Raw genomic sequence first — 24063 nt, forward strand, 5'->3', positions numbered from 1 at the left:
TCATGATGAGCCGTGCTGCCTGGCAAAGGCAGCACGGCGACAGCGGATTTGCGACACGGTGGTGCCAGGGTTAGGGTAGGGGCATCGACTTTACCAACAGTGGAGATTTCCATGCACGGCTCAATCGGCATCATTGGCGGCACCGGCTGGCTCGGTCGCTCAATCGCGACAGCCTTGGTGGACAGTGGTTTTGTGCAGGCAGGGTCATTGATGCTGTCCAATCGTTCAGGCCGGCTTGGCGAGCCTCATGGTGCGCTGGGCGATGTGACTGTGACCGACGACAATCAGCGATTGGTGGACCACAGCGAGGTGGTGATTCTTTCGGTCAGGCCTGAGGATTTATGCGACGTGCGTATCGCCGTGGGCGAGCGCCTGTTGATTTCCCTGGTGGCCGGTGTCTCTCTCGAGCAGATTCAGCAACTGACGGGCAGCCGCCAGGTCGTACGTGCGATGCCCAATGCAGCCATGGAAATCTGCCGCTCCTACACGCCGTGGCTGGCCAGCCCGACGGTCGACGACGCTGCCAGGGCCTACGTACAACAGCTCTTCGAAACTTGCGGCGAGGCAGATGAAGTGGCCAGCGAAGAGCACCTCAACTACCTGACCGGCCTGTCGGGCACCGGGCCTTCCTACCCGGCGCTGCTGGCGCAGGCGCTGTACAACGATGCCCTGGCACGAGGGCTGCCCGAAGCGCTGGCACGACGTGCGGTCAATGGAGTGCTGCAGGCCAGTCAGTTGATCGATGAACAGCGTGGTTTCAGCGAGTTGCTGGAGACCTTGAAGGCTTATAAGAACGTCAGCGCTGCCGGGATCGCAGGGATGCTCGAAAACGGGTTCGAGGGGGCTGTCAACAGCGGCTTGCGGCGTGCCGTGGCGGTGGCGCAAGCCGATTTGTCGGGTTCGTCCAGGCCTGCGGTGGAGGGCGTCGCTCCCGAGGCGGTCATTGCGTTCTGGACCTTAGCCGGGCCGGCGCGTTGGTTCAAGAAAGACCAGGCCTTCGATGACCAGTTTCGCCAGACCTTTCACGTCGCGCATTTTCAAGCCGCCCGGGGCGAACTGGAACATTGGATGGATGAGCCACAAGGTGCCCTGGCGCTGCTGATTCTGCTCGATCAATACCCACGCAACTCATTTCGCGGCACTGCGCATATGTTCGCCACCGACCCGCTGGCCCGAGCCTATGCGAGTCGTATGGTGGCCGCTGGCCTGGATCAAGCGATCGATCCTGCCTTGCGCGCATTTTGTTATCTGCCGTTCGAGCACTCGGAAAACCCTGAGGATCAGCAACGCTCGTTGGCGTTGAACCAGCAGTTGGACGCCGACACCTACAAGTGGGCCAGGGAGCATGCCGAGATCATCGAGCGTTTCGGTCGCTTTCCCCATCGCAACGCGGTGCTGGGCAGGGTTACCAGCGATGAGGAACAGGCATTTCTCAAGGGCGGAGGGTTTTCCGGATAAGCCTGGGCCTGTCGTATTCCAGCCCGGAATGGCCCCATGAAAAAGCGCGATTGTATTTATCGCGCGGCATCTCGTAGCGTGAAGGCTCACCCAAGGAGGTCATGCCGTGAGCAATCATCCGCTGCGCTTGTATGTAGACGCCCAGTTCACCAGCCCCTACGCCATGTCAGTGTTCGTCGCGCTGCGGGAAAAGAGTTTGCCGTTCGAGGTGCGTACGCTGGACCTCGACGCTCTGGAGAACCAGTCAAAAAACTATGCCGGTCTTTCTCTGACCCAAAGGGTGCCGACGCTGGAGCACGGCGACTTTGCGTTGTCCGAGTCCTCGGCGATCACCGAGTATCTGGATGAGGTGTTCCCGCAGGTTGCGCTCTACCCGCCAGCGCTCAGTCAACGCGCACGGGCGCGGCAGGTCCAGGCGTGGTTGCGCAGCGATCTGTTGCCGATTCGCCAGGAGCGCTCCACGTTGGTGGTGTTTTACGGGGTCCAGTACGCGCCGTTGTCGCCAGCGGCCCAATTGGCGGCCCGCAAGTTAGTGGACGCTGCGCAGTTGCTGTTGGCCGGCGGGCGCGAGTACCTGTTCGATCAGTGGTCAATCGCTGACGTGGACCTGGCGGTGATGCTCAACCGATTGATCCTCAACGGCGATCCGGTGCCCACGCCGCTGGTGGAATATGCCCAGCGTGTATGGCAACGGCCATCGGTCCAGGCGTGGATCAACCAGCCACGGCCGGATTTGTAGCCTTCACGATTTCCTCCACCCGACGATCGAGGTCTTCCCAGTCCGCCATGCCCAGCACTCGGGTCGTGTTCAGGCCGCGCAAATAGCCGCGCAGTTGTTGCATCGTGGCCGCTCTCTGATCTGGAGCGGTGGCGGGGTTTTGCAAGACCGTCTCATAGTCGACCAGATAGGTGTCTACACGCTCGCGGAACTCCGGCAGGACGGCTTCGCGGATGCGGTCGAAGGTTTTCTGGTGAGGCTTCATGGATTGATCCTTATCGTTTTGTGGGTCTTGGGCGGTGCGATGCAACGGCTATAAATAATAGTCACCACCAGAGGGCGCAAGTTCGGTTTCTGCGCCCGAGGCCTCGTAAACGTCAGGCCGGGATGGCCTCGCGACTGAACGCATCCACCGCTTTCACCAGTCCGTTGGCCGCCAGTGCCACTAATTCTCCACCTTTTTGCGGTGTCGCCAGCGCCGGGTCCGAGCCCATGCGGCCGTCCGGATGACGGGCTCGGAAATCGAGGGCCTCGCGAATCGGGCCGGAGGGGGCAATCTGGGGTGAGTACTGCGCGGTCTTGATCGAGTCCGGGTAGGCCCATTGGGTGATCGCGATTTCCGACGGTGTGGCGTGACTGCCATGCCCTGTCGGGAACTGCGCGCGAGCCAGGTCATTGACGCCTTCCAGGTCCCACCAGTTGCACAGTTTCAAGGCGAAGCCGGCCGGTCGCCGGGCGAAGCTGGCTTCGGCGTATAGCTCGGAAAATGCCGCTTCAATGGTCGCGATATTGCCGCCATGGCCGTTGAGGAACAGGATTTTCTCAAAGCCGTGGACCGCGAGCGAACGCGTCCAGTCGCCGATGGCGGCGATGAACGTGGAAGGGCGCAGGGAAATGGTGCCAGGGAACCCAAGGTGATGCTGAGCCATGCCGATATTGAAGGTAGGGCCAATCAGGATGTCAGCGTTTTTTTGCGCCTCATGGGCGATGATTTCCGGACACATCCAGTCGGTCCCCAGCAGACCGGTAGGGCCGTGTTGCTCGTTGGAACCGATGGGGATCACCACCGTGCGGCTGCGTTCGAGGAACTGTCCTATCTCGATCCACGTAGATTGCTGCAAAAGCATGTGAAGGTCTCTCTCTGATCAGGCTTGGCCTGCCAGATACTACCTCAACCGGCGCTGGCGATCTGGCGTGGCTTGCAGTTGAGATAGGTCGAGGATTTCAACCAGCGCTGATCGGGATACCAGGAGAACATGAACTGGCCATCCTTGAGCTTGTCCACTACCTGGCGCGCCACTTGCGGGCGCACGGCGGGGCAGCCCTGGCTGCGCCCGATACGGCCCTGGCGTTTGCTCCACAGCGGGCTGACGTAATCGGCGGCGTGGATCACGATCGCACGATCGCGGGCCAGATCATTGAAGCCCGGCTCCAGGCCATCCATGCGCAACGAGTAGCCATGGGCGCCGTCGTAGCTTTCCTGGGTGCGGAACAAGCCCAGGCTGGATTGGTAGCTGCCTTCTCGATTGGAGAACTGAGTAGCGAAGTTTTCCCCGGAGTTTTGCCCATGGGCCACCAGGTCGCGCAACACCAGTTTCTTTTTGCGCAAGTCGAAAATCCACAGGCGACGAGCGGTGGACGGTTGCGAGTAATCGATCACGGCCAGGCGTTCGGAGCGTTCCTGACCATTGCTGACGGCGCATTGCATCGCACTGAGGGCGCTTTTCAGTACGTTGGGATTGAGTTCTGGAGCCGAGCGCGCGAGGCTGCTATACAAGACATGAGGTGGTGCATTTTCTGCGAAGGCACCCGTGCAGAACGCGGCCAGGGTGGCGGCGAACAGCCCGAGTCGGCAGTAAGGGTTCAACATTTATCGAGCATCTCCGCCGTGGATTGGAGCTAAGTCATTGTTCAAAAAACACGCATGTTACTTGAGCCTGTGCTTGCTCGTAGTGCCATTGGTCGCAATGGCCGACGAGGTGCAGGTTGACCCGCCAAACCCAGTACAGCTGGCTCTTGCGCAGTTGTCGAGCGTTTGCCCCGGTTTAACTGCGCAATGGGACGCACCGGCCGAGCAGCGCTTGCAACAGTTTTACCAGCAGCAGGGCAATGTTGCCCTATGGTCGGACGCTGCACGCCGCCAGGCATTGGCCGCGCAGTTGCAACTGTTGGCTGACGATGGCCTGGACCCCGCGCACTACCGGCTGCCCGACGCGGCAACCAGCGACAATGTGCTGTGCAGCGACTTCGCCACCAGCCACCAGTACCTCCAGGCCTTGCATGAGTTGCATTACGGCCGTTTGCAACAAGCGCATTTCGAGCCGCTGTGGCATTCCCAGCCACCGAGCCAGGACCCGGCCATGCAAGTGCTGGCGCTGGCAGGTGCGGGGCTTGGGGACATGGCGGCGGGGTTCGACCAGGCCAGGCCGAGCGCGGCGCTGTATCGCAGCCTGCGTACGGTCTATGCCACGCAGCGCCAACAGCCTCTGGCGCAGTGGGGCATGATCGCCAGCGGGCCGCTGTTGCGCCCGGGGCGCGAAGATCCTCGGGTACCGGAGCTGGCCCGGCGCTTGCTCAGTGGTGGTTACCTGGCGAGCCTGCCCAAGGATGCCGGCAACCACTACGGCAATGAGTTGGTGTCGGCGGTGAAGAGTTTCCAGGCCAGCCATTCCCTGCAAGCCGATGGCGTGCTCGGCCCGGGCACCGTGAGCGAGCTCAACGTCAGCCCGCAGGTACGCCGTGAGCAATTGCGGGCCAACCTGGAACGCTTTCGCTGGTTGGCCCAGGACCTGGAACCCGACGGTATCCTGGTCAATGTTGCCGCTGCCCAGTTGAGCGTTTACCAAGGCGGGGTACCCGTTTGGCAGACCCGCTTGCAGGTCGGTCGCGCCGAACGGCAGACACCGTTGCTCAAATCACGCATCACGCGGTTGACCCTCAATCCGACCTGGACCATTCCGCCGACCATCATGCGTGAAGACAAGCTGCCGGCCATTCGTTTGAACCCGGAGTACCTGCGCCAGCAGAACCTGCAAGTGCTGGACAGCGAGGGCCGCCCGCTCAGCCCCGAACAGGTCGATTGGTCGCATCCCGGCAATATTCTGCTGCGCCAGGACGCCGGTCCGCGCAATCCGCTGGGCAGGATTGTGTTGCGGTTCCCCAACCCATTTTCGGTTTATCTGCACGACACACCGAGCCAACCGCTTTTCAGTAAAGGCCCACGGGCCTTCAGTTCAGGGTGTGTGCGGGTCGAGCAGCCGCTGTTGCTGCGTGATTTGCTGGTGAGCCCGGCGGAGCGCGCGCGTACCGAGGAGTTGTTGGCCACCGGGGTTACCCATGAGTTCAGGCTGTCCAGGCCGGTGTCGGTGTTGCTGGGGTATTGGACGGTGCAGGTCGATAGCCAGGGGGCTTTATTGTATGCGCCAGATATCTACGGGCGGGATCCGGCCCTATTGAAGGCATTGGGCATGGTTTTGTAGGCCTTGGAGTCAAGTGAAGGCGATGCTCAAGATAGCGAAAATCAAATGTGGGAGCTGCGCTTGCAGGGTGTGCGCTCCATAACTTTTGCGATACAGCCGCGCCACCAGTCTTCCCTTGATTGCATTTCGGGTGGTGCTTTTTAAAACTGCAATCAGAAAATTCTTAAAAGCTAAAGAAATTGCCTAGACTTGCCGACAGGGTTATCACACACCCAGGAGCGGCCATCATGATCATTCAACGTCCAGCAGTTGGTATCAGCGTACTTTTCGCCCTCGTAAGCACCAGTTCACTGGCAGAAACCCCCGTGGGTACTGGTGTCATTCACTTTCAAGGCAGTATCGTCGAGCCGGCATGCCAGGCGAACCGCAGAGCCGGTTCGAGCCTGACGTTCAGCGGTTGCCCGTCGTTCGCCCGTGCGGCCACTGTCAGCGCCCGCAGCGTGGAGCCGGTTCACGCGGTCAGCAAGCCTGATGGCTCTGTGGTAAACATGAAGCTGGTGCTCGAAACGACTGGTGATGGCCGTTACTTCAATCGGCAATTCACCTTGAGCGATGCCACCGGAAAACCGCTGCACTCAGGCGCTTATCTGGTAACGCTGGCCTACCCTTGACGGCAGGGCGCGAAGCGCACCTCCAAGGTCGTACCGCCGAGCCGGCTTGAACTTACCGACACATCGCCGCCATGGGCCTTGGCGATTTCCCTGACGATAAACAATGGCGACCATCTGCTCGGCAAACAGTGCCCGGCGCTGGGCCTTGACGTAGGCCAGGTTGAGCTCGGCCTGGGTTTGCTGGAGCGCAGTTTCGGCAGCGGTTTTTCCAGCAGCAAGGCTTCGGCCATCTTGCGTGCATTGAGCAGTTCGCGCTCGTACTTGTCGCGGTCGTTCGTGCCGAACAACGCCAAATCATGGAATACGCCGCCGGCATGCTGACGTTTGACGGCGTTGAGCAGGATGGTGACGGTGTGTCCGGCGCGATGACGCAGGTCGAGCTTGAAACACTGGTTGACCTGCACAATCGCGCCGTCCTCCCGGGTGACGGCCGGGCGCAGGGGGCGACGTCAAACAAGGCATGACGATGTGTGGCCCAGTCTAGAGAGTCATGGCCACCGGGTCACACGCCATAGGGCAGATAGGGCAGATAGGGTAAAGTCTGCCACTTCAGGATGTGACTTCAGGTAGCCAGCATGCGGACTTTGTTCAGGCACACCCATTTGGGCCTGTTGGCCATGTTTTTTGTCAGCGTATTTGCTGTCCTGGCCCATGCCCAAGCGTTGCCATCGGCGCTGGTGCCCGTTCCGTTAAACCAGCGGGTAATCGATCTGACGAACACCCTCGACTCGGCCGCCAAGGCCCGCTTGACCGCCCAGCTTGCCGAGCTGGAACAGCGCAAGGGTGCGCAGATCGCGGTGCTGTTGCTGCCGAGCATCGGCGACGCCACTCTTGAAGACTTCACCAACCAATTGTTCCGCGCCTGGAAACTGGGGCGCAAGGGCATCGACGACGGCATCCTGTTGCTGGTGGCCAAGGACGACCGGCTTGTACGCATCGAAGTCGGCTACGGCCTGGAAGGCGTGGTCACCGACCTGCTGACCCACCGCATCATCGAAGAGCATGTCACCCCCGCCTTCCGCCAGGGCGACCACACCGGCGGTGTGCAACTAGCGGTGGATGACTTGGTTTTGCTCGTAGAGGGCGGTGATTTGCCGGCAGTGAGCGAGACGACGGAGACGATCCAGGTCTACGTGGTATTGCTCGCACTGATCGCAGGTTCGGTCGGCGGCGTGCTGCTGGCCTCGGGCAAGTTGCATTGGCGACGCGCCCTGTTTGCTTTCGCTGGGTTGACGGTGTTGTTGACGATACTGGCTGCGGCCACTGGAAGGAGTTGGCCGATCTACTTGATGGCCATGCCATTTTTCATGTTGATTGGCGGCGGGTTGTTCGGGGTGTTGTGGCAGGCCAAAGGTGCTCTCTACTTCGTACTGGGGTTGATTGGGTATGGCACCGGGTTGGCGCTGGTCGACCGTTACCTGATGGAGGTGTCCTTTATCAACTGGCTGGCGTGGCCGCTGGCGGGGTTGGTAGTGCTGGGGCTGTACCTGATTCTGTTCGCGGTCATGAAAGGCGCCTGGAAACACAGTCGTGTGGCGTTTTTCTTTCAGTTGGCGGCGGTGCTGGGGGTGTATGCGGCGGCGGGCCATTTACTGGAGTTGGGCCGTGATGGTTGGTTGTTTGCGGTGCCGATCAGTTCGTTCGCGGCATTATTTATCTTTAGCCAGGGGGCGGGCGGTTCCGGCTCCGGTTCAGGCAGCAGTTCTAGCTCAAGCTCAAGCTCAAGCTCCAGTTCCGGTGGTGGGTTTTCCGGTGGTGGCGGTTCCAGTGGCGGAGGCGGGGCTTCGGGGAGTTGGTAACGCCATGCCCAACCGGTTATGAACGCATGAGGCTATCGTCATGATCCAATGCAAATGTGCTTGCGACCTGCTGGATATCGCCCAGGTCGGGACGCTGACGCTGGTCTATGCGGCACACGACCCTCAGGCGAACAATGCCGTGGTACTCGCTCAATGGCTGGAAGAAGAGTTGGACCGCCGGGACGATGGGCGCTCGCCAGTCTGCTACGGGCCGGACTTTTCCCTGCGGTAGCCACGCGCCTAAGCTTCTCCCGAATACTTGACTGCCGCCGCGGCCCGCGATGGAACATTCAAGCTGCGCAACAGCGACGAAACATGGATCCGCACGGTAAATGGCGAGATATCCAGCACTTTGGCAATTTCCTTGTTGGTCTTGCCTTGGGCGATCAGGCGCAACACCTCTTGCTGGCGAGCTGTCAGGGCATTGGTGTCCAGCGGCAATAGCCCCGACGGCGCGAACTTGACCAGCACTTCGCCCTGGCGGATAGCGAGCAGCGCCTGGCCGATTTCCTCGGGAGCGATATTCTTGCCGATGAAACCATCGACGCCAATCTGCATGACCTGTTCGATCAGCGCCGGGTCGTCGACCATCGACACGATAATCAAGGTCGTGCGGCGCAGTTGCTGGCGCAGTTCTGCCAGTTGGTGCATGCCGGTCAAGCCGGGGAAGCGCAGGTCGAGGATCAGGGTATCGACTTCAGGCTCGCTCCTGATCAGATCGAGTACTGTGCCCAGGTCACCGGCCTGTTCCACCGCAGCCTCGGGCAGCAGGCGTTGCACGGTGCGCAGCATGCCTTCGCGAAACATCGGGTGATCGTCGGCTATGATGATCCGGCATGTCATGGTGTGCGCCTCCCTGGGCCAGGTTGTTGCGTAGCGTGTTACTTTAACACCCCGTTCGCAGGCTGCTGCAGGGTGTGATGGATATCATGATTGACGCACAAGGATGTTACCCATGAAGTTCGAGAAAGATGCCGAACTCGACCAGGCCAACCTGCGTATTGTGGTCGCGGCCTGCGCCATTGTGTACATCAGTGTGCTGGGTTTTTTGCCGGGGCAGTCGATTGACCGCTACCTGCCGGTGATCATTTATATTGGCGTGTTCCTGCTGGCGTCTATCGTGTTGCGCCAGATCATCGCCCGTTGGCCGGGGCATTACCCGGCGCGACGAATATTCGGGATGATCCACGACTACACCGGCACCTCGTTTGGCCTGATCGTGGGCGGCGAAGCGGCACTGCCGCTGTATGCGGTGATGGTCTGGGTCAATCTGGGCAATGGCATGCGCTATGGCTCGCGCTACCTGGCGATAGCTACGGCGCTGGCGTTGCTGGCACTGTTGATTGTTTATCGGCTGACGCCCTTGTGGCAGGCGCATCCGTTTATGGTGCTGATGCTGATGATCACCAGCACGGTGATTCCGGTCTACGCACATTTGCTGCTGGAGCGCACGCGCAAGGCGTCCGAAGAAGCGATTGCCGCCAACCTGGAAAAATCCCGGTTCCTGGCTCAGGCCAGCCATGACCTGCGCCAGCCGATCCACTCCATCGGTCTGTTCACTGCCTGTTTGCGCGAGGCGCGGCTGGGGGACGAGGAGCGGCGGCTGGTGGACAATATCGACCGTTCGCTGCTCAACGTGTCGCAATTGTTCCGTTCCATCCTCGATCTCTACACCCTGGATAATGGCCGGCTGCTGCCCAAATACCAGGTGGTGAACCTGGGTGAGTTGCTTGCCGACCTGGTGCACCAGAACGCCGAAGCCGCACGCTGGGCCGGGGTGGAACTGCGGTTGCGCCCGTGTGCCCATTGGGTACAGGTGGATCCGGCGTTGCTGTCGACCATGGTGCAAAATGTACTTTCCAACTGCTTCAAATATGGCGCGCAACGACCGGTGCTGATGGGCGTGCGCAAGCGTGCGGACGGTGTGGTGGTGCAGATTCATGATCAGGGCCGGGGGATTGCCGAGGAACATTTGTCCAAAGTGTTCGAGGAGTTCTATCGGGTGCGGCAATTGCGCGACAAGGACGTTGAAGGCGTCGGCCTGGGCTTGTCCATCGTCAAGCGCCTTGGGCAGTTGATGAATATGCAGGTGCTATTGCGCTCACGACTCGGCCATGGCACTTCGGTCAGCCTGCAGGGCCTGACGCTGGCAACGCCTTCCCGGCAACCGGTCCAACGCGGCGAGGCGCGCCAGGCCGGGCTGCTGACCGGCTTGAAAGTGTGCCTGGTGGAAGATGACCATAATGTGCTGCTGGCCACCCAGGCATTGCTGGAGCGCTGGGGTTGTGAAGTGCAGGCCGAGTCAAGCGGGCGGGATTTGGTCAGTGCCTGCGATATCATCGTCGCCGACTACGACCTGGGCAATCACGCTACCGGCATCGAGTGCATTGACCAACTGCGCCAGCAGCGCGGCGAGGCGGTCCCGGCGTTGATTCTCACCGGGCACGATGTGGAGAAAATCCAGGCGGCGTTGCATGATCGCCAGATCGCGATCCTCTCCAAACCGGTGCGTCCCACGGAGCTGCGGGCGACCCTGCGTGACCTCAGCCAGCGCCCGACAACGGCACGAATGCCTATTGCATGAACGGCGTCAGTTGGCCGCCCTTGGCGCCCTTGGCCTGGCAAAGGGCGCTGGGTTTCATCAGGCCAAAACTGCCCACTGCCATGATTCCGCCGCTGGCGCCGCTGGGTACCTGGCAGTTGTAGACGCCGGAGGCGGTAGTGGCGACGTAGTAGGTTTGCATGGAATCGCTGCGCACATTGGAGATGTGCTTGACCGGCTCGCCCAGGTTGGTTTCCGAGAGCGTCTTGAGGTGGTCTTCGCTGGGCTTGATGTTGCTGCAACCGGCGACACCGATCATCAAGGCGCCGAGCAGGGTGAGGCGAGTAAAGGAGACTTGCAGTTTCATGGTGCTTCTTCCTTGGGGTTGTTATGGTTTTTCACGCGCAACAGTCCCTCGCACAGCGGGCTTGCCGTGCTTGAGCGAGCATTGGGATTGGCGGGAAATATAGCGCCGGCAAAAGCAAGGGTCGATTAGCACAAATGGGCTAATGGCACCTTGAGGTCACGGACAACGCGGTTTATTCATGGAGATAACAATGCTGCAGATCAGACGAGCTACCCCCGACGACGGCCCGGCCGCATTCGATATACGCCTGCAGGCAATTCGCAGCCAATGCATCGGCGCCTACACCGCCGAGCAGATGATGATCTGGACCCGAGGCTCGGCCGAGGACGGCTATAGCGCGTTGCTGGATAAACCGTTTTACCTGGGCTGCATTGACGGCGAACCGGTCGCCACCGGCATGCTGGACCTGGATCACAATGAAATCGGCGCACTGTTTGTGCTGCCGGGGTTCATCGGACGCGGCTTCGGTAAAAAAATCCTCGACCACCTTGAGCACCTGGCGCTAGAGTCGGGCATCGGCGAGGTGGTGCTGGATGCGACGCTGAACGCCGTCGATTTTTATCGCCGCTGTGGCTACGAGGGTGGCGAGCAATCGATCTACCATTCACCGACGGGGCTGCAGTTGGCGTGTGTTCCGATGGTTAAACGCCTGTCGTAAAGCCCCTCACCCTGGCCCTCTCCCCAGAGGGAGAGGGCCAGGGTTGGCAAAGGCCTCGCGCAAGCGTTCGATCACCACCTGCACCGATGGGCCTTGAGGGGCCGGCGGTGTGGCGCTCTCACCGAACTCCCGCCAGATGAACAGCGTCAGCTCGGCACCATCTGTCAGCGTTTGACAGGTAGCGGATGAGGCGAAGGTTTCCAAGAGGCGATAACGCTCGTCCTGCCAGAACAGCGTTTCGACCCAGTGGTACACCGGGATGAAGTGAAAGTGCAGCGGGAAGCCCGGCATGTGGCCAAAACGACTGATGTACAGCCACTTGGGCTGCAATTGCGCTTCCATGATGCGCTGGGTTTTGGCCAGCAGGCCGCCCAGTTCTGCCAGGGCAGGTTCGGACAGATCCGCCAGCGAGTGGATATTCTCTTTTGCCCCCAGCATCAAGTAACCCGGTAGCGCCGAGCCCAGATGATGGTTTAGCAGCCAGTGCTCGGTCTCGTGGAGGATAAATGACGGGTCGATCTTCACAAACGCATGTCCACAGGGTGTGAAGACACAGGATACCAAGACCGTTTCCCTGCATCACCCACCGGCAGGGAAACGCTGTCTATCGAGCGCCCTGCCTTTTGATCAAGATGGCAGAGGGCTCAGGGCAGGGCGTAGGCGATCACGTAGTCGCCACGGTCGGTCGATTGGCGGGCACCGCCGGCCGTTACGACGATGTATTGCTTGCCCGTTTTGGGCGACACGTACGTCATCGGGCCACCTTGGCTGCCCACCGGCAGGCGAGCTTTCCAGATTTCTTCGCCGTTGCCGCTGTTGAAGGCGCGCAGGTAGAAATCCTGGGTGCCGGCGATAAAGATCAGGCCGCCCTGGGTCGCCAGGGTGCCGCCGAGGGTGGGCAAGCCGATCTTGATCGGCAGGTGCATGCGAACACCCAATGGCCCGGTGTCTTCAACCGTACCGACCGGCACTTGCCAGGCAATCTTCTGGGTCTTCATGTCGATGGCGGTCAGCGTGCCGAACGGCGGTGCCTGGCACGGAATGCCGGCTACCGACAGGAAGCGGTTTTTGTTCACCGCATACGGCGTGCCCTTGAGTGGCACCGCGCCCATCCCGGTGTTCAGCGCTTCACCACCGGACGCGGCCTGAGCCGTGTTTTGCGAGGGGATCATCTGGATCCACAGGCCAAGGCGCATGTCATTGACAAAGATGAAGCCATTCACCGGGTCGGTAGAAATACTGCCCCAGTTCATGCCACCCAGTGAACCTGGAAAGCTCAACGATTTATCGGTACCCGGTGCCGTGTACAGGCCCTCATAGCGCATTTGCTTGAAGTCGATGCGGCACAGCAACTGGTCATACGGCGTGGCGCCCCACATGTCTGATTCGGTCAATGTCTGCGCACCGATCTGTGGCATGCCGACGGATCTGGGTTGGGTCGGTGAGTAGGGTTCGTTGGGAATGTCTGCAGCCGTGACCGGCACTTCTTCGACCGGCGTCAAGGGTTTTCCGGTGGTGCGGTCGAGGACAAATATCTGCCCGGCCTTGGTGCCAATCACCACGGCGGGCACGCTCTTGCCGTCTGCCTGGGGGAAGTCGATCAGGCTTGGTTGCATCGGCAGGTCGAAGTCCCACAGGTCGTTGTGGACCGTTTGGTAGACCCATTTTTCTGCGCCGCTGGAAGCATCCAGTGCCAGCACCGAGGCGCCGTACTTGTGGTCCAGCGCCGTGCGCTCGACGCCGTAGATATCGGTGGACGAGCTGCCCATGGGCACAAACACGGTATTGGTCAACGGATCGTAGGACATCGGCGCCCAGCTGTTGGGCGTGCTGCGCACATAGGTGCCTTCGGCTGCGGGCGCATGCTTGTCCTGCGGGTTGCCCGGGTCGAACGCCCAGCGCATTTCCCCGCTGATGACATCAAAGCCGCGGATCACACCGCCAGGCATATCGGCCTGAACGTTATCGGCCACGCGCCCGCCAACCACCACTGTGGTGCCGGCGATCAAGGGCGCCGAGGACAACTGGTAATAGCTGTCCGGGACATTGCCCAACCCGGCTTTCAAATCCACTTGGCCGTGGTTGCCGAAGTCCTGGCAGAACTCACCGGTGTCGGCATCGACTGCGATCAGCCGCGCGTCGATGGTGTTGGTCAGTAGGCGGCGCTGGCACTGGGCGCCAGCCGCAACGCCTGCTGTAATGATTGGCGAACTATTGGGCTGGGCCGGCTGGGCAAGCGGCGCGCTGGCGTCGAAATACGCCATACCCCGGCAGCGCTGCCACACGGCTGACTTGGCGTTGATCGGGTTCTTCCATAGCTCTTTGCCGGTGTCGGCATCCAGCGCGATCAGGTTGTTGTGAGGCGTACAGATGAAGACCTTGTTGCCAATCTGCAGCGGCGTCAGTTGATCCTCCGCGCCGTTGCCGTCGCTGATGGCCACGTCACCGGTGCGATAGGTCCAGGCGACCTTGAGTGCGTCGATGTTGTCCCGGTTGATCTGATCCAGCGCGGCAAAGCGGCTGCCACCTTCGGTATTGCCGTAGTGCGCCCAGTCTTTCTGCGCATCGGCCGGGGCCACGGGCGTCAAGCCTGGGCCATTGCCGGTGGGGGCAACACTGGGATGGGCGACAAACATATTGCCCGCTGCAACAGCCAGCACCACCGCCAGCACACCCGCGATGCCATAGGCGCTGCGCCTCGTATTCGGGGAGAGCAGCGGATATACCAACGCCACCGCCAGGCCGATCACCGCGAACATGAACAGTCGCGAAAACAGTGGCCAGAACACCAGGCCCACATCCGCTACCGCCCACACGGCGGTGCCGATCAGGAAACCCGCGAACAACCAGGCACCAGCAGGTTTGCGCTGTGCAATCAGCAGGCCGGAGATGGCCATCGCCAAGCCGCCGATCACGAAGTACAGCGACCCACCCAGGCTGACAAGTTTTGCCCCGCCAACAGCCAGGGCCACGCCGAGCAGGGCGATGATCACGCCCAGGCCCAGCAGTAAGAATCTAGAGACGCCAGCGGCGCGCGATGCTCGTTTCATATCGAAAGGACTCGAGTGAGAGAGGGCAAAGGCGCGATTTTAGCAACATAAGTAACCAGTTAGTACATTGTTGCGATGAACCGTGTTCGTGTAGCGGCCGGTGGTCCCGGGTTTATGCTTCAACGGCAGCACTTAGGCGATGCTGGCTGAACCTCTACAGTGAACGGTACGGTACGTATCTGATCACCGCCTTTGAACTGGATCCACAGTGCATAGCGTCCTGCATGGGGCGGTGTTACATGGAGCATCAGGCTGGCGGGGGGGAGCGCAGGAGCGTCATGGGATTCTTGCGAGGCATGGGCGCCTGGGCCTGCGTGCGCCGCCATGGCGTGGGCGTGAACATAGGCAAGGTCTTCGGTGCCGATGAACACGGCATGGGCTGCCACGCCAAGATAAAGCCCCAGATCCGTTGCCGGCTTGCCGTTCTTGAGCACCGTCATGGGCATCATGCTCTCGGTGGCGGCTTGCAACGCCGAGGGCTCCAGGGTGACCGTATAAGGTCCGTCGGATCCGCTTGCCAGGGCAACGGGCGCATGTTGTGGTTCGGTCGGGCCTGTGGCAACGCCTACTGCTACCTCGAAGCGCACAACCTGTTGGCCAAGCCCTGTTGGCACCGCATCGGCGTAGACGTAGTAGGTGCCGTTCGCGGGAAAACTCATCTTCACCTTGAAGCGCCCATCCGGCTCGGCCTTGCGGGCGTGTTCGTGGATGAAGCGGGTGAGACCGTCGTCGGTCGCCAGTACATGGAGTTGCTGGGTAAGCTCCTCGTCGAACTGCTTGATGGGTTGGCCGGTGGCCTTGTCGGTAAACGCGATCAGCAACTCGCGCTCAAGCGGGCCGGTGTCCTGCAGGATCAACTGGGCAGTAACTTTCTCGCTGATACCCGGCAGGGCAAACACGCCCTTGATCGGCGCCTGGGGTGCAATCCCGGTCGCTGCTGCGTTGCCCGCTGAAAGATGCTTGATATCCATGGCGTTCATTCCTCGTCTTGATGGCTTGGATCATTGCGTGCGGGCAATATCCGGTTTGCCAGCATGGCAAGGTCAAACGCTTTTCAGCGAATCAGCAGAATAGGGGATCAGCGGTCGTCACCCGGCGCAGTCTCTGTGCTCCGGGTGACGACCGCTCCATGGTTCAAATGCATCAAGCCCGGGCTTGGGCCGCGCTTTGCTGTGGCTGGTCTACCGATTCCTGTCCCTGGCGCAGGCGGGTGCTGAGCATGGCGGCCACCACCAGCATCGCCGCGATCAGCCACAGGCCATTGCGGGTGTTGCCGGTGGTTTGTTCGATCAGCCCCATGACGGTCGGGCCGACAAAGCCGCCGAGCAGGCCGCAGGTGGTCACGAACGCCAGACCCGCTGCCAGGGCGTTGCCTGTCAGGCGGCTCGATGGGAAGACGAAAATGATCGACTGCACCACGAAGAGCATCAATGCGGTCAACGAGAACCCGAGCAGGCCGATGAACGAGTTGGACAGCGAGGCCAGCAGCAATCCGGCGGCCATGGTCAACAAACCAAAGAACAGCAGCGCGCGGCACCGACCTGGTGAGGTGGCCAGGCGTGGGAGTGTTGCCGCGCCGATGGCGGCGGCAATCCAGGGCACTGAGGTAAGCAGGCCGATCTGCAACGGGGACAAGGCCGCGTAGGTACCGATGATCCCGGGCAGGAAAAAAATCACCGTGTAGATCGTGATCTGGTGCACGAAATACACCGCGATCGCCAGCCAGATCTGCTTGTCGCGAAACATCTGGGCCAATCGGCTTTGTTGCGGCGCGCCAGCTTTTTCGGCATCCAAGCGTCGCTGGATGTCCTGCGCGTCGGCCGCCGACAGCCAGGGCGCGGAGGAGGGCCCGTCCGGCAGTTTTTTCCACACCACATAGGCCAGGGCAACCGCTGGAAGGCCTTCGATCACAAACAACCACTGCCAGCCATGCCAGCCCAGCACGCCATCGAGTTCAAGCAAGGCACCGCCCAGTGGCCCGCTGAGAATGTTGGCCAGGCACACCCCAAGCAAAAAATAACCGGTGGCACGTGCGCGTTGCTCGCGGTCGAACCAGTAGGTCAGGTACAGCATGACCCCGGGAAACAGGCCCGCTTCGGCCACCCCGAGCAACAGGCGCATGATGTAGAACGACGTTTCGCCCTGGACGAAAGCCATGCCTGCCGACAGCAGGCCCCAGGTAATCATGATGCGGGTAATCCAGAACCTTGCACCGACCCGCTGCATGATCAGGTTGCTGGGCACTTCAGCCAGTGCATAGGTCAGGAAGAACAGGCCCGCACCCAGGCCGTAGGCCGCTGCGGACAGCCCCAGGTCGATGCCCATGCTGGCCTTGGCCAGGGCAATGTTGGTGCGGTCCAGAAAGCTCATCACGTAGACCACGATCAGCAATGGCATCAGCTTGCGCAGCAGCAGCCGGTTCAGGCGTTGATCGGCAGAAACAGCAGGCGCAGAGGCCGCTGTCGCAGTATTGAGGATTGTCATTGTTGTTTCCCCGTCAAAGATGTCGGCAGCGCGCCGCACCGGGTGCGGAACGCTGCGGTGCAAGGTCAGGCGCGATTGATATCGAGCCACACGGCGCCGTTGGGATACTGGTAGCGCTCCAGGGTTTCGGCGTGCATTTCGATGCTGTAGCCCGGACGCTGCGGCGGCATGTAGCGGCCGCGACGGATAACCACCGGATCGAGGAAGTGTTCGTGCAGGTGGTCGACGTATTCCAGCACGCGGTTGTGCAACGACGCCGAGACGGCGATGTAGTCGAACAGTGCAATGTTCTGCACGTACTCACACAGGCCCACGCCGCCGCCATGGGGGCAGACTGGCACGTCGTACTTGGCGGCCATCAGCAACACGATCAACACTTCGTTGAGGCCACCCAGGCGTGCGGCGTCCAACTGGCAGAAATCCAGCGCGCCAGCCTGGAACATCTGCTTGAACATTACCCGGTTGTGACAGTGCTCGCCGGTGGCCACGCCAATCGGCGCGATACGCTGGCGGATCGTGGCATGGCCGAGGATGTCATCGGGGCTGGTCGGTTCTTCAATCCACAACGGTTCAAATTCAGCCAGGCGACGCATGTTCGCCACTGATTCGTCCACGCTCCAGACCTGGTTGGCGTCCATCATCAAGGTGCGCTCCCAGCCGATTTCGTCGCGCAGGATGCTCGCACGCCGGATATCGTCCTCAAGGTTGGCGCCGATTTTCTGTTTGATATGGGTCCAGCCGTCCTCGATCGCTTCGCGGGCCAATTGGCGCATTTTCTCTTCGCTGTACCCCAACCAGCCGGGCGCGGTGGTGTATCCGGGATAGCCCTCGCGCAGCATCTGCGCTTCACGCTGGGCTTTGCCCGGTGCCTGGCGGCGCAGCAAGGCGATCGCTTCCTCCGGGGTCAGTACATCGGTGACGTAGCTGAAGTCCAGGCAGCGCACCAATTGCTCGGGCGTCATGTCGGCCAGCAGTTTCCACACCGGTTTGCCGTCGTGCTTGGCCCACAGGTCCCAGACAGCGTTGACGATGGCCGCTGTCGCCAGGTGGATCACACCTTTTTCCGGGCCAAGCCAGCGCAACTGGCTGTCACCGACGGTGAAACGGTGCCAGAAAGCGCCCATGTCGGCGACGATTTCTTCCAGGGTCAGGTCCACGATCAACGGTGCCAGGGATTGCACGGCGGCGACGCAGATCTCGTTGCCCCGGCCGATGGTGAAGGTCAGTCCGTGGCCTTCCAGCCCCGTGGTGTCGGTATGCAGCACCACATACGAGGCCGAGTAGTCGGGCGCGCTGTTCATCGCATCCGAGCCGTCCAGCGAAAGGGAGGTGGGGAAGCGAATATCGCGAACGCTCAGGTGGGTAATTCGTATGCTCATGGCAGCTCTTGTTCTCTGTGACCACTTCGGAGCCATGACTGTAGGTTGATGAGTGATACAGGCATAATCGCGATTTCCTAAGTAGTGATATCGGATTTGATATGTCTAAGCCTCGCGAAAACACTGCACCAGTGCCCGCCAGCCTGGGCACATTGAAAATCTCCAGTCGACAGATCACCTTGTTGAATGCGCTGGGTGAGTTCGCCAACCTACGCCGCGCTGCCGCCGCGATGCACACCACGCAACCTGCGGCGAGCCTGTTGTTGCAGCAACTGGAAGAACGCCTCGGCGTGCGCCTGTTCGAACGCTTGCCGCGTGGCATGCAGCCCACGCTGTACGGTGAGGTGATGATCCGTTACGCCCAGGGCGCCCTGCATGAGTTCGAGCATGCCCAGGCGCAAATCGCCGAGCTGGCCCGCGGTGCGCTTGGGCTGGTGCGTGTCGGTAGCGTCATGGGCCCGGTGCCCCGGCTGTTGACCCAGGCGGTGCTGGCCTACAAGCGCGACCATCCCAAAGTGCGGATTTCCCTGGAGGTCGGCACCAGTGACACCTTGTTGCCTTCATTGTTGCGCGGGGATTTCGACGTGGTGGTAGGGCGCCTGCCGGACCAGAGCGACAGCCAGGAGTTGAACATCGAGTTGCTCGACGGCGATGAACATATGCGCGTGATCGCCCGCGCCGGGCATCCCTTGGCCAGTGCTTCGGTGCTTGAGCTGGCAGACCTGGTCGACCTGACCTGGATCCTGCACCCCATGGGCAGCCCGATGCGTCGCCGGGTGGAAAATGCCTTGCAGGCTGCTGGCATGGTGCAGTCGCTGGACATCGTCGAGACCGCTTCCATTCTGGCAACCACCGTCATGCTCGAGGCCTCGGACATGATTGCAGTGGTGCCCAATGACGTGGCCGAGCATTATGCGCGTTACCAAATGGTCTCCATTTTGCCGGTGGAGCTGCCGATTTCGATGGTCAACCTGGGTTTGTTGACCCTGCGCTCGCGCCCCCGCTCGGTGGCGCTGGACACGTTGCTTCACTACCTGCGGGCCCAATAACCATGGGCCGGTATCTGCAAGAGGCAGTCAGTAGATGACGACCGATATTACCCATTCCAGTTTCTGCAACTGGATCCGCTTCAAGCACCTGGTGCTGATCGATACCCTGGCGCGCACGCGCAACATGCACGTTACTGCCACGCGCATGAACCTCAGCCAGCCGGCCTTGAGCAAGATGCTGCGCGACCTGGAGCAACAGTTCGGCTTTGCCCTGTTCGAGCGCCTGCCGCGCAGCATGCCGCCCACCGAGTTGGGCGAGCACGTGGTGCGTTATGCGCAAGGGGCGCTGGCCGAATCCGCGCAGTTTGTCGATCAGGTCAACCGCTTGCGCAAGGGCGGTCACGGTTTTCTCAAGGTCGGCGGAATTTTCGCGGCAACCTCGGTGGTGTTGCCCCAGGCCATTGCGACGATCAAGGCTCGCAGCCCTCTGTTGTCGATCGAGGTGGTGGAGCAGTCCAGCGACCACCTGCTGCTGATGCTGGAGCAGAACAAGCTCGACTTGATGATCGGCCGCTTCACTGAAGCGCGCTTCAGCCAGCTTTTCGATTTCCAGCCGTTGGAGCCGGAACCGTTCTGCCTGGTGGTAAACAGCGAACACCCGTTGCTCGCGCAGGACTGCACGCCGTTGGACGTACTGGGTGATTGGCCATGGGTGCTGTACCCGGTCGGCACGCCGCTGCGCGAACGCCTGGAGCAGGCATTCCGAATCGCCGGGATTGCCACGCCGGTGGACAGCGTCAACACCATCTCGATGCCGATGTTCCTGCATTTGCTGCAGTCGGGGCCGATGATCGCCATGCTGCCCCGCTCGATGGTGGCGGCGCAATTGAGCAGTGGCCAATTCAGGGAACTCAACAGCCCTCTGCAGTTGGCACCGTTGGAATATGGGGTGATAACCCGCAAGGACGAGCCATTGAGCGCAACTGCCGCAGAGTTTGTGGACATCTTGCTGGACTTTGCCTTGAAGCGAATCGGGTAGATGGGGCTGCTGTCATGACGCAAATGTAGGCTTGTGTGGGAGCGGGCTTGCTCGCGATAGCGGTGTGTCAGCCAATCTATCCGGTGACTGACACACCGCTATCGCAAGCAAGCCCGCTCCACATTTGAGGCCGAGATCTGATTTATAAAAACCACGATATCTGCTTTGCTGATAACCCAGGGTTATCAACTGATCGGATCATCTCATTGGGAATGTAACGCCAGGCTCCTTACAGTTATTGCAGATTCGCCCGGTCTACAGCGGGCGTTGCCATAACAAGAAGTCAGCCGCACCCGCCGTGAGAGGTCCCATGCAACTGATCGCCAGCACCCGCAACGGCGCCCCTGCCGTGATCCGCCTCAACCTTCTGGACAATGTACTGATTGCACGCCAGGCCCTGCCCGAAGGCCTGCGCCTGGAAGCCGAAGCAATCACCGTGCGCCAGTCGATACCTTCCGGGCACAAAGTCGCCACCCAGCGCGTAGAGCCGGGCCAGCCACTGCGTCGTTACGGCCAGATCATCGGTTTTGCCTCGCAGCTCATCGAGGCCGGTGAGCATGTGCATGTGCACAATGTCGAGATGGGTGAATTCACGCGTGACTACGCTTTCGGCATCGATGCTCACCCTATGCCGAGCAGCGAAGCGTTCTTCCAGGGAATCGTGCGCGCCGATGGCCGGGTCGCGACCCGCAACTACATCGGCATCCTCACCTCGGTGAACTGCTCGGCAACCGTGGCCCGCGCCGTGGCCGACCACTTTCGCCGGGACATTCATCCCCAGGCGCTGGCCGCTTATCCAAACATCGACGGCGTGGTGGCGCTGACCCACGGCGCTGGCTGCGCAGTCGATCCCGACGGCGAATCCCTGGGCCTGCTGCGGCGTACCTTGGGCGGCTACGCCGTGCATCCCAACTTTGCCGCTGTACTGATCATTGGCCTGGGCTGTGAAACCAACCAGATCGAAAGCCTGTTGCAAACCCAGCAACTGCAAACCAGTGATCAACTGCACACCCTTTCTATTCAAGGCATCGGTGGTACCTCCAAGGCCATCGCCAAGGGCATCGAGCAGGTCAATGCGCTGCTGGCCAAGGCCAATCAGGTCAAACGCGAGCCAGTGAGCGCCCGCCACCTGGTTGTCGGCTTGCAATGCGGTGGCTCCGATGGCTACTCCGGCATCACCGCCAACCCGGCGCTGGGCAATGCCGTTGACCGCCTGGTAGCCGCGGGCGGCACGGCGATCCTGTCAGAAACCCCGGAGATCTACGGCGCCGAGCACTTGCTTACGCGCCGCGCCGTAAGCCAGCAGGTGGGGGAAAAACTCATTGCGCGCATTCATTGGTGGGAAGACTACTGCCGGCGCATGAACGCCGCGTTGAACAACAACCCCTCGGCCGGCAATAAGGCCGGCGGCCTGACCACGATCCTTGAAAAGTCCCTGGGCGCGGTAGCCAAGGCTGGTTCCAGCAACCTGGTGGAAGTGTACGAGTATGCGCAACCGATCCGTGCCAAGGGCTTGGTATTCATGGACACGCCTGGCTACGACCCGGTTTCGGCCACCGGCCAGGTCGCGGGCGGTGCCAATTTGATTGCGTTCACCACCGGTCGCGGTTCGGCCTACGGCTGCGCCCCGGCACCGTCAATCAAGTTGGCCACCAATAACCGGGTATTCGAGCACCAGTTCGAAGACATGGACGTCAACTGCGGTGGCATCGCCGAAGGCACCACCAGCATCGAAGAGCGCGGTGCCTACATCTTTGAACACATGCTGCGCATCGCCTCGGGCGAGCGTAGCAAGAGCGAGCAGCACGGCTATGGGCAGAACGAGTTTGTGCCCTGGCAGATAGGTGCCGTGACCTGATTGACAGCCCTGCAACCTTGACGAGGCGAAAGCACATGAATTTCAGCGGATACAACTTTATTGCCGGCCAGCGCAGCGCGCTGGGCGACACCCTGGTCTACAGCGTCGACGCGCAAACTGGTGAGCGCCTGCCTGGCGCCTTCCATCAGGCAACCCTGGCGGAAGTCGATAACGCCGTGGCAGCGGCCAGTTCGGCGTTCCCATCGTTTCGCCGAATGTCGGCAGAGCGGCGGGCGCAGTTTCTTGACGCCATCGCCGATGAGCTCGACGGCCTGGGTGAGGACTTCATTGCCCTGACTTGCCGGGAAACCGCGCTGCCCAGCGCACGGATCGTTGGCGAGCGCGCTCGCACCAGCGGCCAGATGCGCTTGTTTGCCAAGGTCCTGCGACGTGGCGATTTCTACGGCGCCCGTATCGATCGGGCATTACCCGACCGCGCGCCGTTGCCACGTCCGGACCTGCGTCAGTACCGCATTGGTGTTGGCCCGGTGGCGGTGTTTGGCGCGAGCAATTTCCCCCTGGCGTTTTCCACCGCCGGTGGTGATACCGCCGCCGCACTGGCTGCCGGATGCCCAGTGGTGTTCAAGGCTCACAGCGGCCATATGGGCACTGCCGAGCAGGTGGCGCAGGCGGTGATTCGTGCGGCCGAGCGCAGCGGTATGCCGGCCGGTGTGTTCAGCATGATCTTTGGTGCTGGAGTCGGTGCTGCGCTGGTCACCCATCCGGGTATTCAGGCTGTGGGCTTCACCGGTTCGCTCAAAGGCGGTCGCGCCCTGTGCGATATGGCTGCGGCCCGCGCGCAACCGATTCCGGTGTTTGCCGAGATGTCGAGCATCAACCCGGTGCTGGTACTGCCGCAAGCGCTGGCCAAGCGCAGTGCGCAACTGGCCAGGCAATTGTGCGCGTCGGTGGTGCAGGGCTGCGGTCAGTTTTGCACTAACCCAGGCCTGGTGCTGGGTATCCGCTCGCCAGCGTTCAGTGCGTTTGTCGAGCAACTGGCGGGCTGTATGGCCGAGCAGGCGCCGCAAACCATGCTCAATGCCGGCACGTTGCACAGCTATGGCCAAGGCCTGGATAAATTGCTGGCGCACCCTGGCATCACTCGGCTCAGTGGCCTGGCGCAATCAGGCAAACAGGCTCAACCCCAGATGTTCAAGGCAGATGTCAGCCTGCTGCTGGAACAGGATGAGCTGCTTCAGGAGGAAGTCTTCGGCCCGTGCACGGTGGTGGTAGAAGTGGCGGATCACGCCGAGCTGTTGGCTGCCGTCAATGCCTTGCACGGCCAACTCACCGCCACGTTGCTGGCTGACGAGGAAGACCTGGCGACGTACGGCCAACTGTTCGAGGTGCTGGAAGTGAAGGTCGGCCGGGTGCTGCTCAATGGCTACCCGACTGGCGTGGAAGTTTGTGATGCGATGGTCCATGGCGGCCCGTACCCGGCGACTTCGGATGCACGGGGAACCTCGGTCGGCACCCTGGCAATCGATCGTTTCCTGCGCCCGGTGTGCTACCAGAATCTGCCCGATGCATGGCTGCCAGAGGCCTTGCAGGATGCCAATCCGCTGGGTATCCAGCGCTTGGTGAATGGCACGTTCAGCGCAGCGGCCTTGGATTGATGACGGAGCAGTGAGC

At 61.2% G+C, this 24063-nt stretch carries 21 protein-coding genes and 3 pseudogenes; 13 read left to right on the forward strand and 11 right to left on the reverse strand.

What is annotated here, in order from left to right; translation table 11 throughout:
• Positions 1–111: 111 nt before the first annotated feature.
• The 3 genes and pseudogenes from OQ460_RS10100 to yfcF form a co-directional block, all read left to right on the forward strand.
• Positions 112–873: pseudogene (locus tag OQ460_RS10100) on the forward strand (pyrroline-5-carboxylate reductase family protein); the annotation flags it as partial.
• Between the two features lie 42 nt (positions 874–915).
• Positions 916–1458: a DUF924 family protein gene (locus tag OQ460_RS10105; protein ID WP_410021969.1), complete on the forward strand. Its 543-nt coding sequence runs from the start codon at positions 916–918 to the stop codon at positions 1456–1458.
• 106 nt (positions 1459–1564) lie between these two features.
• Positions 1565–2197 (forward strand): glutathione transferase, encoded by a 633-nt coding sequence (gene yfcF / locus OQ460_RS10110; RefSeq protein WP_410021664.1) that lies wholly within the window; start codon positions 1565–1567, stop codon positions 2195–2197.
• Here yfcF and OQ460_RS10115 read toward each other — a convergent pair.
• The 3 genes from OQ460_RS10115 to OQ460_RS10125 all read right to left on the reverse strand — a co-directional run bounded on the left by OQ460_RS10115 (position 2172) and on the right by OQ460_RS10125 (position 4046).
• Complete coding sequence (locus OQ460_RS10115) at positions 2172–2441, reverse strand: hypothetical protein (RefSeq protein ID WP_410021665.1); 270 nt, start codon at positions 2439–2441, stop codon at positions 2172–2174. The two genes, yfcF and OQ460_RS10115, sit on opposite strands and share 26 nt — an antisense overlap.
• A gap of 112 nt (positions 2442–2553) precedes the next feature.
• Positions 2554–3303 (reverse strand): creatininase family protein, encoded by a 750-nt coding sequence (locus tag OQ460_RS10120; protein WP_410021666.1) that lies wholly within the window; start codon positions 3301–3303, stop codon positions 2554–2556.
• 44 nt (positions 3304–3347) lie between these two features.
• Complete coding sequence (locus OQ460_RS10125) at positions 3348–4046, reverse strand: murein L,D-transpeptidase catalytic domain family protein (RefSeq protein ID WP_410021667.1); 699 nt, start codon at positions 4044–4046, stop codon at positions 3348–3350.
• Between the two features lie 37 nt (positions 4047–4083).
• On the opposite strand from OQ460_RS10125, the gene OQ460_RS10130 reads away from it, so the two are divergent.
• Positions 4084–5655, forward strand: a complete 1572-nt coding sequence (locus OQ460_RS10130; protein ID WP_410021668.1) for a L,D-transpeptidase family protein — start codon at positions 4084–4086, stop codon at positions 5653–5655.
• Positions 5656–5882: 227 nt separating this feature from the next.
• The gene (locus tag OQ460_RS10135; protein ID WP_410021669.1) at positions 5883–6266 is read left to right on the forward strand and encodes a type 1 fimbrial protein; all 384 of its coding nucleotides are present in this window, start codon (positions 5883–5885) and stop codon (positions 6264–6266) included.
• A gap of 99 nt (positions 6267–6365) precedes the next feature.
• Here the strand turns inward: OQ460_RS10135 and OQ460_RS10140 are convergent.
• Positions 6366–6649: pseudogene (locus OQ460_RS10140) on the reverse strand (PAS domain-containing sensor histidine kinase); the annotation flags it as partial.
• 192 nt (positions 6650–6841) lie between these two features.
• Between OQ460_RS10140 and OQ460_RS10145 the strand changes: the two are divergent.
• Complete coding sequence (locus OQ460_RS10145; RefSeq protein ID WP_410021670.1) at positions 6842–8065, forward strand: TPM domain-containing protein; 1224 nt, start codon at positions 6842–6844, stop codon at positions 8063–8065.
• A gap of 67 nt (positions 8066–8132) precedes the next feature.
• A pseudogene (locus OQ460_RS10150) lies at positions 8133–8297 on the forward strand (DUF488 domain-containing protein); the annotation flags it as partial.
• Between the two features lie 8 nt (positions 8298–8305).
• Here OQ460_RS10150 and OQ460_RS10155 read toward each other — a convergent pair.
• The gene (locus tag OQ460_RS10155) at positions 8306–8908 is read right to left on the reverse strand and encodes a LuxR C-terminal-related transcriptional regulator (protein WP_410021671.1); all 603 of its coding nucleotides are present in this window, start codon (positions 8906–8908) and stop codon (positions 8306–8308) included.
• Positions 8909–9020: 112 nt separating this feature from the next.
• Between OQ460_RS10155 and OQ460_RS10160 the strand changes: the two genes are divergently transcribed.
• On the forward strand, positions 9021–10649 hold the full coding sequence (locus tag OQ460_RS10160; protein ID WP_410021672.1) for a hybrid sensor histidine kinase/response regulator: 1629 nt from the start codon (positions 9021–9023) through the stop codon (positions 10647–10649).
• Here the strand turns inward: OQ460_RS10160 and OQ460_RS10165 are convergent.
• Positions 10639–10974 (reverse strand): hypothetical protein, encoded by a 336-nt coding sequence (locus OQ460_RS10165; protein ID WP_410021673.1) that lies wholly within the window; start codon positions 10972–10974, stop codon positions 10639–10641. The two genes, OQ460_RS10160 and OQ460_RS10165, sit on opposite strands and share 11 nt — an antisense overlap.
• A 190-nt stretch (positions 10975–11164) precedes the next feature.
• Between OQ460_RS10165 and OQ460_RS10170 the strand changes: the two genes are divergently transcribed.
• Entirely contained in the window at positions 11165–11632 is a 468-nt protein-coding gene (locus tag OQ460_RS10170) for a GNAT family N-acetyltransferase (RefSeq protein ID WP_410021674.1), read from the forward strand.
• Positions 11633–11638: 6 nt separating this feature from the next.
• Here OQ460_RS10170 and OQ460_RS10175 read toward each other — a convergent pair whose 3' ends face one another.
• From OQ460_RS10175 to OQ460_RS10195, 5 genes are all read right to left on the reverse strand, one after another.
• A complete protein-coding gene (locus tag OQ460_RS10175) occupies positions 11639–12157 on the reverse strand; it encodes an HIT family protein (protein WP_410021675.1) in 519 nt (172 codons plus the stop codon).
• Between the two features lie 119 nt (positions 12158–12276).
• Entirely contained in the window at positions 12277–14682 is a 2406-nt protein-coding gene (locus OQ460_RS10180) for a glucose/quinate/shikimate family membrane-bound PQQ-dependent dehydrogenase (RefSeq protein ID WP_410021676.1), read from the reverse strand.
• A 119-nt stretch (positions 14683–14801) separates the two neighbouring features.
• Entirely contained in the window at positions 14802–15653 is an 852-nt protein-coding gene (locus OQ460_RS10185; protein ID WP_410021677.1) for a hypothetical protein, read from the reverse strand.
• Between the two features lie 172 nt (positions 15654–15825).
• Positions 15826–17166, reverse strand: coding sequence for an MFS transporter (locus OQ460_RS10190; protein ID WP_410021678.1), 1341 nt, complete (start codon positions 17164–17166; stop codon positions 15826–15828).
• A gap of 65 nt (positions 17167–17231) precedes the next feature.
• Positions 17232–18545 carry an L-fuconate dehydratase gene (locus OQ460_RS10195; RefSeq protein ID WP_410021679.1) on the reverse strand — a complete coding sequence of 438 codons (1314 nt, stop codon included), beginning with the start codon at positions 18543–18545 and terminating at the stop codon, positions 17232–17234.
• Positions 18546–18646: 101 nt separating this feature from the next.
• Between OQ460_RS10195 and OQ460_RS10200 the strand changes: the two genes are divergently transcribed.
• The 4 genes from OQ460_RS10200 to OQ460_RS10215 all read left to right on the forward strand — a co-directional run bounded on the left by OQ460_RS10200 (position 18647) and on the right by OQ460_RS10215 (position 24047).
• Positions 18647–19594, forward strand: coding sequence for a LysR family transcriptional regulator (locus OQ460_RS10200; protein WP_410021680.1), 948 nt, complete (start codon positions 18647–18649; stop codon positions 19592–19594).
• A 34-nt stretch (positions 19595–19628) separates the two neighbouring features.
• Positions 19629–20573, forward strand: a complete 945-nt coding sequence (locus tag OQ460_RS10205; RefSeq protein WP_410021681.1) for a LysR family transcriptional regulator — start codon at positions 19629–19631, stop codon at positions 20571–20573.
• A 310-nt stretch (positions 20574–20883) separates the two neighbouring features.
• The gene (locus OQ460_RS10210; protein ID WP_410021682.1) at positions 20884–22431 is read left to right on the forward strand and encodes a UxaA family hydrolase; all 1548 of its coding nucleotides are present in this window, start codon (positions 20884–20886) and stop codon (positions 22429–22431) included.
• 35 nt (positions 22432–22466) lie between these two features.
• The gene (locus OQ460_RS10215) at positions 22467–24047 is read left to right on the forward strand and encodes an aldehyde dehydrogenase (NADP(+)) (protein WP_410021683.1); all 1581 of its coding nucleotides are present in this window, start codon (positions 22467–22469) and stop codon (positions 24045–24047) included.
• Positions 24048–24063: the final 16 nt, after the last annotated feature.

The organism is Pseudomonas imrae (assembly GCF_046352735.2).
Classification (GTDB): Bacteria; Pseudomonadota; Gammaproteobacteria; order Pseudomonadales; family Pseudomonadaceae; genus Aquipseudomonas; species Aquipseudomonas imrae.

What these genes read in the sequence shown, in the direction of transcription:
- OQ460_RS10115 (WP_410021665.1), bottom strand. Translation starts at nt 2,441, where the DNA reads ATGAAGCCTCACCAGAAAACCTTCGACCGCATCCGCGAAGCCGTCCTG.
- OQ460_RS10120 (WP_410021666.1), bottom strand. Translation starts at nt 3,303, where the DNA reads ATGCTTTTGCAGCAATCTACGTGGATCGAGATAGGACAGTTCCTCGAA.
- OQ460_RS10125 (WP_410021667.1), bottom strand. Translation starts at nt 4,046, where the DNA reads ATGTTGAACCCTTACTGCCGACTCGGGCTGTTCGCCGCCACCCTGGCC.
- OQ460_RS10135 (WP_410021669.1), top strand. Translation starts at nt 5,883, where the DNA reads ATGATCATTCAACGTCCAGCAGTTGGTATCAGCGTACTTTTCGCCCTC.
- OQ460_RS10145 (WP_410021670.1), top strand. Translation starts at nt 6,842, where the DNA reads ATGCGGACTTTGTTCAGGCACACCCATTTGGGCCTGTTGGCCATGTTT.
- OQ460_RS10155 (WP_410021671.1), bottom strand. Translation starts at nt 8,908, where the DNA reads ATGACATGCCGGATCATCATAGCCGACGATCACCCGATGTTTCGCGAA.
- OQ460_RS10160 (WP_410021672.1), top strand. Translation starts at nt 9,021, where the DNA reads ATGAAGTTCGAGAAAGATGCCGAACTCGACCAGGCCAACCTGCGTATT.
- OQ460_RS10165 (WP_410021673.1), bottom strand. Translation starts at nt 10,974, where the DNA reads ATGAAACTGCAAGTCTCCTTTACTCGCCTCACCCTGCTCGGCGCCTTG.
- OQ460_RS10170 (WP_410021674.1), top strand. Translation starts at nt 11,165, where the DNA reads ATGCTGCAGATCAGACGAGCTACCCCCGACGACGGCCCGGCCGCATTC.
- OQ460_RS10180 (WP_410021676.1), bottom strand. Translation starts at nt 14,682, where the DNA reads ATGAAACGAGCATCGCGCGCCGCTGGCGTCTCTAGATTCTTACTGCTG.
- OQ460_RS10185 (WP_410021677.1), bottom strand. Translation starts at nt 15,653, where the DNA reads ATGGATATCAAGCATCTTTCAGCGGGCAACGCAGCAGCGACCGGGATT.
- OQ460_RS10190 (WP_410021678.1), bottom strand. Translation starts at nt 17,166, where the DNA reads ATGACAATCCTCAATACTGCGACAGCGGCCTCTGCGCCTGCTGTTTCT.
- OQ460_RS10195 (WP_410021679.1), bottom strand. Translation starts at nt 18,545, where the DNA reads ATGAGCATACGAATTACCCACCTGAGCGTTCGCGATATTCGCTTCCCC.
- OQ460_RS10200 (WP_410021680.1), top strand. Translation starts at nt 18,647, where the DNA reads ATGTCTAAGCCTCGCGAAAACACTGCACCAGTGCCCGCCAGCCTGGGC.
- OQ460_RS10205 (WP_410021681.1), top strand. Translation starts at nt 19,629, where the DNA reads ATGACGACCGATATTACCCATTCCAGTTTCTGCAACTGGATCCGCTTC.
- OQ460_RS10210 (WP_410021682.1), top strand. Translation starts at nt 20,884, where the DNA reads ATGCAACTGATCGCCAGCACCCGCAACGGCGCCCCTGCCGTGATCCGC.
- OQ460_RS10215 (WP_410021683.1), top strand. Translation starts at nt 22,467, where the DNA reads ATGAATTTCAGCGGATACAACTTTATTGCCGGCCAGCGCAGCGCGCTG.